This window comes from Microbacterium schleiferi, from assembly GCF_015565955.1.
Taxonomy (GTDB): domain Bacteria; phylum Actinomycetota; class Actinomycetes; order Actinomycetales; family Microbacteriaceae; genus Microbacterium; species Microbacterium schleiferi_A.
Genome location: NZ_CP064760.1, coordinates 2,264,300 through 2,276,983, shown reverse-complemented (window position 1 = coordinate 2,276,983; position 12,684 = coordinate 2,264,300). Strand labels below are relative to the sequence as shown.

General features: G+C 67.9%; 10 protein-coding genes, 1 tRNA gene and 1 pseudogene. 6 read left to right on the top strand and 6 right to left on the bottom strand.

Features of this window, described 5'->3' with window-relative positions; genetic code table 11:
- Window positions 1-376 precede the first annotated feature (376 nt).
- From IT882_RS11015 to IT882_RS11000, 4 genes are all read right to left on the bottom strand, one after another.
- Window positions 377-2,209, bottom strand: a complete 1,833-nt coding sequence (locus IT882_RS11015) for an ABC-F family ATP-binding cassette domain-containing protein (RefSeq protein WP_195691892.1) — start codon at window positions 2,207-2,209, stop codon at window positions 377-379.
- A 39-nt stretch (window positions 2,210-2,248) separates the two neighbouring features.
- The gene (locus IT882_RS11010; RefSeq protein ID WP_229382074.1) at window positions 2,249-3,565 is read right to left on the bottom strand and encodes a GNAT family N-acetyltransferase; all 1,317 of its coding nucleotides are present in this window, start codon (window positions 3,563-3,565) and stop codon (window positions 2,249-2,251) included.
- A gap of 64 nt (window positions 3,566-3,629) precedes the next feature.
- Window positions 3,630-4,190, bottom strand: coding sequence for a hypothetical protein (locus IT882_RS11005; protein ID WP_195691891.1), 561 nt, complete (start codon window positions 4,188-4,190; stop codon window positions 3,630-3,632).
- On the bottom strand, window positions 4,187-4,684 hold the full coding sequence (locus IT882_RS11000) for a MarR family winged helix-turn-helix transcriptional regulator (RefSeq protein ID WP_195691890.1): 498 nt from the start codon (window positions 4,682-4,684) through the stop codon (window positions 4,187-4,189). Before IT882_RS11000 ends, IT882_RS11005 begins: the two co-directional genes overlap by 4 nt.
- 82 nt (window positions 4,685-4,766) lie before the next feature.
- Here IT882_RS11000 and IT882_RS10995 point away from each other — a divergent pair.
- From IT882_RS10995 to IT882_RS10970, 6 genes and pseudogenes are all read left to right on the top strand, one after another.
- Window positions 4,767-4,838, top strand: a tRNA-Gln gene (locus IT882_RS10995).
- Window position 4,839: 1 nt separating this feature from the next.
- Window positions 4,840-6,305: pseudogene (glmU, locus tag IT882_RS10990) on the top strand (bifunctional UDP-N-acetylglucosamine diphosphorylase/glucosamine-1-phosphate N-acetyltransferase GlmU).
- Window positions 6,280-7,314 carry a ribose-phosphate diphosphokinase gene (locus tag IT882_RS10985; protein ID WP_195691889.1) on the top strand — a complete coding sequence of 345 codons (1,035 nt, stop codon included), beginning with the start codon at window positions 6,280-6,282 and terminating at the stop codon, window positions 7,312-7,314. The pseudogene glmU and the gene IT882_RS10985 overlap by 26 nt, the downstream one beginning before the upstream one ends.
- Window positions 7,315-7,624: 310 nt before the next feature.
- Entirely contained in the window at window positions 7,625-7,852 is a 228-nt protein-coding gene (locus IT882_RS17385; RefSeq protein ID WP_195691888.1) for an FMN-binding protein, read from the top strand.
- Between the two features lie 13 nt (window positions 7,853-7,865).
- The gene (locus IT882_RS10975; protein ID WP_195691887.1) at window positions 7,866-8,765 is read left to right on the top strand and encodes an FAD:protein FMN transferase; all 900 of its coding nucleotides are present in this window, start codon (window positions 7,866-7,868) and stop codon (window positions 8,763-8,765) included.
- Window positions 8,762-10,336, top strand: a complete 1,575-nt coding sequence (locus IT882_RS10970; RefSeq protein WP_195691886.1) for an FAD-dependent oxidoreductase — start codon at window positions 8,762-8,764, stop codon at window positions 10,334-10,336. Before IT882_RS10975 ends, IT882_RS10970 begins: the two co-directional genes overlap by 4 nt.
- On the opposite strand, the gene IT882_RS10965 is transcribed toward IT882_RS10970, so the two are convergent.
- Both IT882_RS10965 and IT882_RS10960 read right to left on the bottom strand, forming a co-directional pair.
- Window positions 10,330-11,865, bottom strand: coding sequence for a sensor histidine kinase (locus tag IT882_RS10965; RefSeq protein ID WP_195691885.1), 1,536 nt, complete (start codon window positions 11,863-11,865; stop codon window positions 10,330-10,332). The genes IT882_RS10970 and IT882_RS10965 overlap by 7 nt on opposite strands.
- The gene (locus tag IT882_RS10960) at window positions 11,862-12,593 is read right to left on the bottom strand and encodes a response regulator transcription factor (protein ID WP_324253871.1); all 732 of its coding nucleotides are present in this window, start codon (window positions 12,591-12,593) and stop codon (window positions 11,862-11,864) included. The genes IT882_RS10965 and IT882_RS10960 overlap by 4 nt, the downstream gene beginning before the upstream one ends.
- Window positions 12,594-12,684 lie beyond the last annotated feature (91 nt).

Genomic DNA, 12,684 nt, shown 5'->3' with positions numbered 1-12,684 from the left:
ACGTCGTGGCCCGTGCGGACGTCGAGGTTGAGGCTCGCGCGCAGCGTTTCGGGAGTGTGGAGCAGCAGTGATCCTTCGTGGGGATCTCACCGCCGACGTGGTACGGGAGACCGCAGTTCGCGAACGATACCTCGGGACCGCGCTCAAGCACGATGATCTCGGCTGACTCGTCGTGACGGCGTGCGCGGGCTGCGGCGCTCATGCCGGCGGCGACGCCGCCTACGATGACGATGCGCATGAAACTCCTCTTGTCGGGTCTGCTATTCGAAGACGACTCTACTATACCCCTGGGGGTATAAGCGTCGCAATCGTGAGGTGCGCGCAACGCGGTTGACCGGCTGACGAAGGGGCTTGCTAAGCACCCCTGACCCGGTCGCTAGGACTCTAGGAGCTCGCCGAACGCGTACCAGCGGTGCTCGAGTTCGTCGCGCTCTGCCTCGAGGCCGCCGATCCGCGTCATCTCGGCAGTGAGTCCCGAGTAGTCGGACTGGTCGTGTTCGGCCAGCGCTGTGCGTGCCGCGTCGATCTGCTCGGTCAGGCGCGCGATGCGCCGCTCCAGCGCCGCCATCTCCTTCTGCGCTGCTCGAGCTTCGGCGCCCGTCGGGGGAGCTGCCGAGGACGGTGCCGCGGACGATGACCCGCCAGACCGAGCGGATGCCCCGCGTTCGGCATCCGCGATCTGCCCGTGACGCAGGCGTAGATACTCATCCACCCCACCCGGAAGGTGCCGCAGCAGTCCCGCGCCGCCGGGTCCCGGCAGAATCGCGTACTGCTGGTCGGTGACGCGCTCCAGGAAGTACCGGTCGTGCGAGACGACAAGGAGGGTGCCGGGCCACGAGTCCAGGAGGTCCTCCATCGCCGCGAGCATGTCGGTGTCGAGGTCGTTGGTCGGCTCATCCAGAATGAGGACGTTCGGCTGGTCCAGCAGGATCAACAGCAGTTGCAGCCGGCGCTTCTGGCCTCCCGAGAGGTCGCGCACCGGGGTAGACAGCTGCGCGGACGAGAAGCCGAGGCGCTCGAGCAGCTGGCCGGGGGTGAGCTCTTGGGCTTTCGAGCCGGAACCGATCGTGTAGCTCGTGCGGAGCCCACCTATCACGACCCGTACGGGATCGTTCAGGTGTTCCTCGAGCTCGTCGAGGCGCTGGGTGAGGGTCGCCACCCGAACCGTCTTGCCCCGCTTGACCCGTCCGCCCGTGGGAGAAACGCTGCCATCCACGAGCCCGAGCAGCGTGGACTTTCCGGCACCGTTGACGCCGAGGATTCCCGTGCGCTCGCCCGGAGCGATGCGCCACTCGATGTCGTGGAGGATCTCGCGGCCATCGAAGGCGACCGAGGCATCCAGCAGGTCGACCACATCCTTACCCAAGCGGGTGACGGCCAGTGACTGCAGTTCCGTTCTGTTGCGGATCTCGGGGACATCTTCGATGAGTGCGTTCGCGGCATCGATGCGGAACTTCGGCTTCGAGGTTCGCGCCGGAGCACCGCGGCGCAGCCAGGCGAGTTCTTTGCGTGCGAGGTTCTGCCGCCGCGCCTCGGTTGCGGCTGCCTGGCGGTCGCGTTCGACCCGCTGCAGGATGTAGGCGGCGTAGCCGCCCTCGAACGGCTCGACGATCCGGTCGTGCACCTCCCAGGTCAGCGTGCACACCTCGTCGAGGAACCACCGGTCGTGGGTGACGACCAGCAGTGCTCCCGCGTTCGCTGCCCACCGCTTCTTCAGGTGGGCGGCGAGCCAGGCGATCCCCTCGACATCCAGGTGGTTGGTGGGCTCGTCGAGGATCAGGATGTCCCAGTCGCCGATGAGCACTGCGGCGAGGGACACACGGCGCCGTTGACCGCCCGAGAGGGTGGAGAGGGGAGCATCCCAGTCGAGATCAGCGACCAGGCCCGCGAGCACGTCTCGGATGCGGGCATCACCTGCCCATTCGTGTTCGTCGAGGTCTCCGACGATCGCCCGTCCCACCGTTTGGTCATCGTCGAGCGTGTCCTGCTGGTCGACGACGCCGATGTGAGTGCCGCCGCGCACCGTGACCTTGCCGGCATCCGGCTCGAGACGACCAGCGATCATCGCGAGCAGGCTGGACTTGCCGTCACCGTTGCGACCGACGATCCCGATCCGGTCGCCTTCGGCGATGCCGAGCGTGACGGAATCGAAGACCACTTTCGTGGGGAACTCGAGATGCAGCGCTTCGGCGCCGAGAAGATGTGCCATCCCCTCCAGGCTAGGCGCCGCGGGAGGGTCGGCTGCGCGTCAGTACCAGAAGCTCAATCGCGGGGCCTCGGTCGTCTGGAACACGCGCGCGATCCGCGTCGGATCATCCGCCTCGATGCGACCGGCCCGAGCAAGGGTCACCGCCGATACTGTACCCAGCAGCAGTGACGACAGCTCCCGGATACCGAGACGCACCACGGGTGCGTTCGCGGGGGGAGCCTCGACCGCGTCGACGACCGCGCCACCGTCGGCATCCGTCGTCAGCACGAACGTGCCACCGGCGATCCCGAGCGGGTCGTCCACCTCGAGCGCGATCGTGTCAGCGGCCCCGAAGCGACGGCTGGCGAGCGCGCCGGGCACGTCGAGGATGCGGACGTACTCGTGGTCGGTGATGGTGATCGTGGCGGCTCGCTGGTCGGCGATCATCCACCACAGGGGCTCGTCGACGGCGAGCTCGGAGGCGCGGAGGCGCCCGATGAGATCCATCTCGAGAAGGAAGCGCCACAGGCCGGCATAGGCGTCGTCGGTGGCGGCCAGTAGCCACGAGAGCTCGAGCGTGGATTCGCTGAAGTCGTCGGGGTTCTCCACGACGCGATAGACGGCGATGCCATCGACCTCTCCTGCGGGCGAGCGGTACTGGATGGTGCGCAGTCGCTCGGCCTTCTCGGCATCCGGGCTCGTGCCGAAGAAGCGATTGAGGTGCCCTTCCGGAAGGGCGATCTCTCCCGCGGACGAGGCGCGCACGCGCTCGTGGAGGGCTTCGGCGAGCTCCCGCGCCTGTTCGCGCGAGATGAAGTCCACGCGGCCGGGCGCCTCGGGCCCGATCCAGCCGGCGCGGCGAACCCGGATGTCCCAGTTCGCCACCGTGGCCGCCGAACCGAACCCGAACCGGCCGTAGATCGTCGATTCGCTGACGGTGAGCACTGCGACCGGAAGCCCGAGCGCGGCGGCGGTGCGCAACTCTCCAGCCATCAGGGCGCGAAGGATGCCGCGTCGCCGATGCGTCGGCGCGACAGTGACCGCGCTGATAGCGCTGGCTGCCACGCTGCCGCCCGGCACGGTGAGTTCGCTCGGCCAGGACGCGAACGTCGCGACGGGAATCTCGGGCTGCGGGGAGGTGGCGTCGTAGACGCCGAGCTTGCGGCGGTGCGCGGTGTGCCCGACGAATGCCTCGCGGCGAACTTCTCCCGGCTCCTCTTCGAGAAATCCGCGCGCGACGGCAGACAACCACGGATCGTTTTCCGCCCTCGCGGCATTGTCGACCCGCTCGACGGCAAGTCCCTGCTGCACGAGAGCATCCGACATTGCGGCGTCGAGGGGAGCGTCATGGAAAGGCTGCGGACGGTCACTCATCATCCCTCCACGCTACGCGTACCCCTCGACATCGCCCGTCGGACGACAGGAGCTTGGCGGGCGGAGCTCAGTGGAACGCGTACTCGAGGATCGCGACGAATGCCCCCAGCAGGGCTGTGCCCGTGGCGCCGAGGATGCGCCGGGCGATGCCGGCTCCCGTCCGCGAGTACGCGACGTATCCGAGGAAAGCGAGGACCGCCATGGTTGCCCACAACGCATAGCCCGACGCCTCCTCAGCCTGCAGCCCCGAGGCGCCGGCGATGATCATCGCGAGTGTCGGAGGCAGGGCAGCCCACAGCATCCCTGACGAGTGAGTCAGCGCGTAGCGCGTGGCGCGGCCCAGCGGGTGCTTGCCATGATCGGCGAGGGTGTAGGCGAACACATGCGCGATGAAGAACACGATGAGTGTGGCCACCGACGAAACGACCACGTCGGTCACGTCGGTGTAGTGGTCGGCGGTGATCATCAGCAGCGCCGAGTACACGATGAGCCCGTACACGGCGGCGGGAGTGCGAAAGCGCACGTCGAACCAGTCGTGCCACCGGCGCGATCCGGCGCTTTCGGCAACCGAATCCTCCCGTGGATCCGGGGATCCGGCGTCCATGAATCCATCGTCGGTGTCGGTCATGCGTCGAATCCCAGGGAGAGCTTTCGCAGGAGGGCTGCGAGACGGTCGCGGTCAGGGCGGGACAGGCTGTCCAGGAGCACCGCTTCGGCATCCACGAGTCGAGTGATGGCGGCATCCACGCGGGTCTTTCCCTCGTCGGTGAGGGTCACCAGGATGCCGCGTCCGTCGCCGGGGTCGGACTCGCGACGCACCAGTCGGCGGCCCACGAGCCTGTCGATGCGGTTGGTCATCGTGCCCGAGGAGACCAGCGTCTGCTGCAGCAGTTGCTTCGGGCTGAGCTGAAACGGCTCGCCCGCCCGCCGCAGGGCAGACAGCACGTCCCACTCCCAGGGCTCGAGCTCCGAGCGGCGGAAGGCTTCGCGGCGTGCCCGGTCGAGGTGGCGCGAGAGGCGGTCGACGCGCGAGAGTACCTCGAGCGGTGAGAAATCCAGGTCCGGCCGCTGGGCGCTCCACGCGCCGACGATGCGGTCGACTTCGTCGGATTCAGCGGGCACTGACCCATTATCCCGGGGACTGCGCCATTATCCGGGCTGCGACGTCCTCTGGCAGACTGGAGCGCGGCCGCGTACGCGCCGGTCCGCCGTGGTGTAATGGCAGCACGACAGCCTTTGGAGCTGTGAAGTCTAGGTTCGAGTCCTGGCGGCGGAGCATGGCTGAGATCACCACACCCGTCGCCGTCGTGATTCTGGCGGCGGGTCAGGGAACGCGGATGAAGTCCGCGACACCCAAAGTCCTTCACCAGATCGGCGGTCTTCCGCTGATCGGACACGTGCTGCGTACCGCGTCGGCGCTGGCCCCGGAGCGTACTGTCGTCGTGGTCCGTCACGAGCGGGACCTCGTGGCGGATGCTGTGAGCGGCCTGCTCCCCGGAGTCGACATCGTCGACCAGGACGAGATTCCCGGCACCGGTCGCGCTGTCGAACTGGCTCTCGGAGCTCTGCACGGTTTCGATGGCGATGTGCTCGTCCTCAGCGGCGATGTCCCCCTCGTCGAGGTCGGCGTTGTCGAGGCACTGCTCTCGCGCCACCGCGCCGCCGCCGCACGCGCGACGCTGTTGTGCGCAACGCTGGACGACGCCACGGGGTACGGTCGCGTCATTCGAGGCGCTGATGGGGCCGTCGAGCGCATCGTCGAGCAGAAGGATGCCACGGCCCACGAGCTGTCGGTGCGTGAGATCAATACGGGCATCTACGTGTTCCGCGCCGCCGAGTTGCGCACGAGTCTCGCCGCCGTCGGCACGGCCAACGCCCAGGGCGAGAAGTACCTCACTGATGTCATCGGCATCCTGCGCAGCGCCGGCGAGGTGGTCGCGGCAGCGGAGGCGCCTGCCGCGCAGGACGCGCTCGGCGTGAACGACCGGGTCCAGCTGTCCGAGGCCGCGCGCACGCTCAACGCGCGAACCGTGCGTCGGTGGCAGCTCGAGGGCGCGACGATCCTCGACCCCGCCACGACCTGGATCGACGTGACGGCAACCCTCGCCCCCGACGTAACGGTGCTGCCGAACACGCACATCCTGCGGGCGACGACGATCGAACAGGGTGCGACAGTCGGCCCCGACACGTCGCTGGTCGACTGCGAGGTGGGGGAGAACGCCACGGTCACACGCACGGATGCCACGCTCGCCGTCATCGGTCGCGGCGCGACGGTCGGCCCCTTCGCCTATCTGCGGCCGGGCGCGACGCTGGAGGCGCAGAGCAAGGTCGGCACGTTCGTCGAAGTGAAGAACTCGACGATCGGCGAGCGCAGCAAGGTGCCGCACCTGTCCTACATCGGTGACACCACGATCGGTCGCGGCGTCAACCTCGGCGCCGGAGCGATCACGGCCAATTACGACGATCTCGCCAAGCACCGCACCGAGATCGGCGATGAGGTCCACTCCGGGTCGCACAACGTCTTCGTCGCGCCCGTTAGGATCGGAGACGGTGCGAAGACCGGCGCCGGTGCCGTCATCCGCAAGGATGTCCCCCCGGTGCGCTGGCTCTGAGCGTGGCCCCTCAGCGAAACATCGAGGGGTGGGTCGAGAACAACAGACCGGGAACAGCCGCCGCCGACGTCGCTGCGCGGGCCCGGTCCGCACAGGAAGCGGACAATGGCGCGCAAGAACAAGACGGTTGATCTCGACAAAGAGAGCGGGATCGCTCCGGGCCTGGTCGCCAAGACCAAGAAGCGCCTGGTGGTCGCATCCGGCCGCTCTCACCCGAGCCTTGCCGACGACGTCGCGACAGCGCTCGGCACGAACCTCGTTCCGACCGAGTACCGGACCTTCGCGTCCGGCGAGATCCTGACCCGGTTCGAGGTTTCGATCCGCGGCTGCGACCTCTTCCTCATCCAGTCGTTCGGCCCTCCGGTCAACGAGTGGATGATGGAGCTTCTCATCATGTTGGATGCCGCCAAGCGCGCATCCGCGAAGCGCATCACCGTCGTCGCCCCGTACTTCCCGTATTCGCGCCAGGACAAGAAGGGCCGTGGGCGTGAGCCCATCAGTGCTCGCCTCGTCGCCGACCTTCTCAAGACGGCAGGAGCAGACCGCGTCATGAGCGTGGACCTGCACGCCGCGCAGATTCAGGGCTTCTTCGACGGACCGGTCGATCACCTCTTCGCCAAGCCGGTCCTGCTGGACTACTTCGAGAAGAATCTCTCGCCCGAGGATCGCGACAAGCTGACCGTCGTTTCGCCCGACACCGGACGCGTCCGGGTTGCCGACACGTGGTCCGACAGCCTCGGCGCGCCGCTGGCGATCATCCACAAGCGCCGCGATCCGAACGTTGCCAACCAGGTCACCGTGAGCGAGATCGTCGGTCAGGTCGACGGGCGGGTGTGCCTCCTCGTCGACGACATGATCGACACGGGTGGCACGATCGTCAAGGCAGCCCAGGCGCTCAAGAAGAGCGGGGCGGAGCGCGTCATCGTCGCGGCCACGCATGCGGTCTTCAGCGATCCGGCCAGCGAACGGCTGCAGGATGCCGCGATCGACGAGGTCGTGGTGACCGACACCATTCCGATTCCCGATCGCAAGCGGTGGGAGTCGCTCACCGTGCTCCCCATCGCGCCGCTGCTGGCCCGCGCGATCCGCGAGGTCTTCGAAGACGGTTCGGTCACGAGCATGTTCGACGGCGCGGCCTGACCTCGACATCCTCCCCGCTCGCTGCCGCCTCAAAGCCTATGCATAGGCATGGAAGCGAGGATGGTGGAGACGATCCCTAGGAAGGACTGCTCATGACTCGCACCCCTCCCGCCCCGTACGTGTCGGTGTCGCCCTCGTCGGTGTCGCCGGTGCTCTCAGCCTCGCCGGATGCGGCGCCACAGCCGACACGGGCGCCGGGCAGACGGATGCCGGCGCAGGCTCCGGATCGACCTCTGCCGACGGCTACGCCGATGGCACCTACACGGCGGAAGGCTCCTACGCGACGCCCGAATCGGTCGAGACGGTCACGGTGACCCTGACGCTTGCCGATGATGTCGTCACGGAGGTCGAGGTCACGGGGAACCCCCAGGCGCGCGAGTCCGAGCAGTACCAGTCCCAGTTCATCGGTGGCATCAAGAACGAGGTGGTCGGCAAGCGCCTCGACGAGGTCTCGGTCAGCCGCGTCTCGGGATCGTCGCTGACCAGCGGCGGCTTCATGCAGGCCGTCGAGCTCATCAAGGCCGAGGCTGCAGCCTGATCTCGTTGGCGTAATGAGCGGCGAACCACGCGTCGATCGGGGCCGATCGCCGAGCTGGCGCTTCGAGGCGATCGGCACGCACTGGTCCGTTGACACTGACGTACCGCTGAGCGAGCCAGAGCGCGCCGCAGTGCTCGCTCTGATTGACGGCTTCGACCGGGAATGGTCGCGGTTCCGCGAGGACTCCACGGTCAGCGCCCTCGCCTCGGGCGGTTCCCGAGCCCTCCCCGCGGATGCTGAGGCGATGTTCGCTGTCTACGCGGACCTCGACGCGGCGACGGACGGAGCTGTGAGCCCGCTCATCGGTGCCTCGCTGGAAGCGCTGGGCTACGACCGGTCCTACTCGCTGCGCACGAGCGGTCCCGTCGGGGCCCCGCGAGACTGGCGAGGGGTTATCTCCACCGACAGGGGCACGCTCTCGGTGTCGCGGCCGGCTGTCATCGATGTCGGCGCGATCGGGAAGGGGCGTCTGGTCGATCTCGTGTCCGAGCACCTCGAACCGCGCACCCGCGGCACCCTCGTCGTAGACGCCGGCGGCGACCTGCGGTGCTCGCATGCTCCCGAGAGGGTCGGGCTCGAGCATCCCTACGACGCGACCCGGATCCTCGGCGTCGTCGAGCTCGCGGATGCGGCGCTGTGCGCCTCGGCGACGAATCGGCGAGCCTGGGGCGACGGGCTTCACCACGTTTTGGACGCGAGGACGGGCGTGCCGGTGCGGACGGTTGCGGCGACCTGGGCAGTTGCCCCCACCGCGATGATCGCTGATGCCGCCGCAACCGCGCTGTTCTTCGAGGGAGGCCCGGAGCTCGCACACCGCTGGGGCGTCGAGTGGGTGCGGATGATGACGACGGGACAGGTCGACTGGTCTCCCGGATTCGGGACCGAGCGGTGTAAGGCAGAGTTGTTCACATGATCGGATTTTTGACCGCCGGCTGGAATCGCGTGTTCGCGGTGCTCGGCAAAGTCTCGATGTACCGGATGGTGTTTCTGGCGCTGCTGACGCTCACGGTCATCGCGTTCGGCGTGTCATTTTTTGGACTGGTCGCGCCGACACCGCTGGAGATGCTCGCTACCCTCGTGGTGCTGACGCTTGCCTCGGGGCTGGTCGACGTCATCGCGCACCGGATCATCGCGCAGTCACTGCGCCTGGAATCGTCGGTGATCACGGCGTTCATCCTGCTGTTCGTGCTGCGGCCGACCCTGGACCCGCTCGCGCTGGTGGGTGTCGCCCTGGCGGGTGCCGTGGCCGCGGCATCCAAGTACGTGCTGGCCTGGCGCGGTCGCCACATCTTCAACCCCGCTGCTGTGGGCGCTGCCGTCCTCACGATCGTCAGCATCTGGATTCCGGCGCTCGGCGCGTCGGCGTGGTGGGTGGGCACGCCGGTGCTCGCGGCTCCCGTCGTCGTTCTCGGACTCGGGGTGCTGTGGCGCACCGAGAAGATCCGCATGGTGCTGGTGTTCCTGCTGGTCGCCGTGGCTGTCGGCTTCGTGCGGACGACGATGCAGTACCAGTCGGCGGGCCTCGTCGTCGAGCCGGCAACGATCTTCTGGTCGCTGCTGTGGTCCTCGCCGTTCCTCTTCCTGGGCGTCTTCATGCTCTCGGAACCGTTGACGCTCCCGCCGCGGCGCTGGCAGCAGTTCCTCGTCGCGGGCGTGGTCGGGGTCCTCGCCGGCTGGCCGATCTCGCTCGGTGAGATCACGCTCGGTCAGGAACGCGCGCTCCTGGTGGGAAACCTCGTCGCCTTTGCGTTCTCGGTGCGCGCCGCTGTGCGGTTGACGCTGGAGTCCCGCGAGATGATCACGCCCACGGTGCGGATGCTGACTTTCAGCGCCAAGCGCCGCATCCACTTCCTTCCCGGCCAGTACCTCGAGCTGGACGTTCCCCACCACCGGCCGGACGCCCGCGGCACCCGTCGCGAGTTCAGCATCGCCTCGGCTCCCGAGGATCTCCCCACGATCCGCATTGCGTTTCGCGAGTACCCGGCGGGTGCGGGCGGTCCGGCTCCGAGCTCCTACAAGCGGGCCCTCGCGGAGGTCGATGCCGGAGCCTCGCTGGCAGTCACGGGAATCTGGGGTGATTTCGTCCTGCCGAGTCGAGCAGAGACCCCGCTCCTGATGGTGGCCGCCGGAATCGGCATCACCCCGTTCGTGTCGCAACTGCGGCACCTCCATGCCAGCGGACAGCACCGCGACATCGTTCTGGTGTACGTCGCCTCCGAAGCTGCCGAACTCGCCTTCCGCGATGACATCGCGGCATCGGGCGTACCGGTTGTGTTGTTCACCCGTGACGATCCGGGTCAGCTGCCCGAGAGCTGGCAGTGGGCGCGCGGCGTGCGTCTGGATGCCGCGGGTCTGCTGCAGGTCGTGCCCGATCTGCACACCCGCCATGCCGCCATCTCGGGGCCGCCGCGACTGATCGCCGACCTCGCACCGGCGCTCGAGCGGGCGAAGTCGGTGACCACCGACGCGTTCAGCGGCTACTGAGCCGACCCCACAGCTGCCGGTTCGGCGCGACCCTGCTCTGCGGGAAGCGGCAGGCGAACCGTGAAGGTGGTGTCGCCGGGAGCGCTCTGAACCGAGATCTCACCGTGATGCGCGCGGACGATCGCGCGCGCGATTGACAGTCCGAGCCCGGTGCCGCCGGTCTGGCGAGCGCGTGACCTGTCGGCCCGCGAAAACCTCTCGAACAGTTCGTCGGCGATAGCCGGCTCGATCCCCGGGCCGTTGTCGTGCACGCTGATGACCGCGGCATCCGCGCCCTGCGCGCCGTCGACGGAGTGCTCGCGGCTGACCGTGAGCGTGACCTCGGTTCCCGCGGGAGTGTGCGTGCGTGCGTTCGCGAGCATGTTGACGAGCACTTGCTGCAGACGGGCCGCGTCACCGGGAACCGTCACCGGCTCCTCGTCGACCTCGAGCAGCCAGACGTGCTCGGGACCGGCGACCTGCGCATCGCCGAGAGCTTCCACGCCGAGCTGCGTGAGGTCCACGACGCCGTAGACGAGCTCCTGTCCCTCGTCGAGCCGCGCCAGCAGCAGGAGGTCCTCCACGAGTCGGGTCATCCGCAGCGATTGCGCCTGGATTCTGGAGAGTGCCGATTCGGTTGTCTCGCTGAGCAGCGGGTCGCGCAGCGAGAGCTCCGAGTAGCCCCGGATCGAGGCGAGCGGGGTGCGCAGTTCGTGGCTCGCATCGGCGACGAAGCGCCGCATCCGGTCTTCGTTGAGCTGGCGGGCCTCCAGGGACGCGTCGACGTGGTCCAGCAGCGTATTGAGGGCGTGGCCGACGCGGCCGATCTCGGTGTGCTCGTCGATCTCCGAGTCCGGGACGCGGTCGGCAATCGATACGGCGCCTTCGGCCATCGGGACGCTCGCAACGCGCTCAGCCGTGTCGGCGACCACGCGAAGGGGGCGCAGGCTCCGGCGCACGATCACCGTCACGGCGAGCCCCAGGAGGACGAGTCCGCCGGCGGTGAGGAGGGCGACGGTCGTCGCGATCTGCGTGAGCGTCGCGGTCACCTGACTCGCGGGAAGGCCCGAGGCGATAGCGAAGCTGCCGCCGCCGAGCGCGAGCATCCGGTAGGTCCCGACCCCGTCGATCGTGATCTCGCGGACGGGGCCGCCCTCTCCCGGCTGGATCAGCTGTTGAACGATCTGCGCCATCTGCGAGTCATCGAGCGACGATACGGTCCCGTCGGCGTCGATGTACCCGCCCGTGACCGATCCGAAGGCCGATTCGACCACGAGGAGGAAGCCCGGCTCGAACGGCATCGATGCCAGCAACGCTGCGGCATCCTCGGTTCCGGCGGCAACCTGGGGCGCATCATGGACGGTGCGCAGTGCCTTCGCCGTGGCTTCCGTGACCTCGTTGTCGAGATTGGATTGCAGGATCGATCCGAGGATCGCACCGGTTGCGATGCTCACGCTCGCGAAGATCAGCGCCACGACCGCGACGATCGTCACGACCAGGCGCCCCTCGAGTCCCCATGGTCGCCATCCGACGCGGGCGCCATCACTCACTGTGCTGGCGCCTTGATCATGTATCCGACGCCGCGCACAGTGTGGATGAGCGGTTCCTTGCCCTGGTCGATCTTCTTGCGCAGGTAGGAGATGTAGAGCTCGACGACGCTCGACCGGCCACCGAAGTCGTAGTTCCAGACCCGATCGAGGATCTGCGCCTTGGAGACGACGCGACGTTGGTTGCGCATCAGATAGCGCAGGAGCTCGAACTCGGTTGCCGTGAGCTCGATCTCGTCGCCGCCTCGCTGAACCTCGTGGCTGTCCTCGTTCAGCGAGAGGTCACCCACACGCAGGATGGGTTCTTCCTCGCTCTGCGTGGCGGTTCCCGCGCGTCGCATCAGACCGCGAAGTCGCGCCACGACCTCCTCAAGGCTGAACGGCTTCGTGACGTAGTCGTCGCCGCCCGCGGTCAGCCCCGCGACACGGTCGGAGACGGCATCCTTCGCGGTCAGGAACAGTACTGGAACGTCGTTTCCCGACTGCCGCAGTCGGTGGAGGACTGCCATGCCATCGAGGTCGGGCATCATGATGTCGAGCACCATCGCATCGGGCTCGACGTCTCGGACCGCCTGCAGCGCCTCGAATCCGGATGCCGCTGTGCGGACATCCCAGCCCTCCATGCGCAGGGCCATCGAGAGAAGGTCGGTGAGCATCTGTTCGTCATCGACGACGAGGATGCGCACAGCCGAGCCGTCGGGTCGGCGCAGGGCGGGTGCCGGAGATGTCATGCACCCATTGTGAGGTGCACGCTATGCGTTTCCTATGGAGGCAGCTATGTGCCGTCTGTGAATGCGATGACCCTGCGCGCCCGTCGTCGGG

Coding starts and splice junctions, on each gene's coding strand:
- IT882_RS11015 (WP_195691892.1), bottom strand. CDS start 2,209: ATGGCACATCTTCTCGGCGCCGAAGCGCTGCATCTCGAGTTCCCCACG.
- IT882_RS11010 (WP_229382074.1), bottom strand. CDS start 3,565: ATGATGAGTGACCGTCCGCAGCCTTTCCATGACGCTCCCCTCGACGCC.
- IT882_RS11005 (WP_195691891.1), bottom strand. CDS start 4,190: ATGACCGACACCGACGATGGATTCATGGACGCCGGATCCCCGGATCCA.
- IT882_RS10985 (WP_195691889.1), top strand. CDS start 6,280: ATGGCGCGCAAGAACAAGACGGTTGATCTCGACAAAGAGAGCGGGATC.
- IT882_RS10975 (WP_195691887.1), top strand. CDS start 7,866: ATGAGCGGCGAACCACGCGTCGATCGGGGCCGATCGCCGAGCTGGCGC.
- IT882_RS10970 (WP_195691886.1), top strand. CDS start 8,762: ATGATCGGATTTTTGACCGCCGGCTGGAATCGCGTGTTCGCGGTGCTC.
- IT882_RS10960 (WP_324253871.1), bottom strand. CDS start 12,593: ATGACATCTCCGGCACCCGCCCTGCGCCGACCCGACGGCTCGGCTGTG.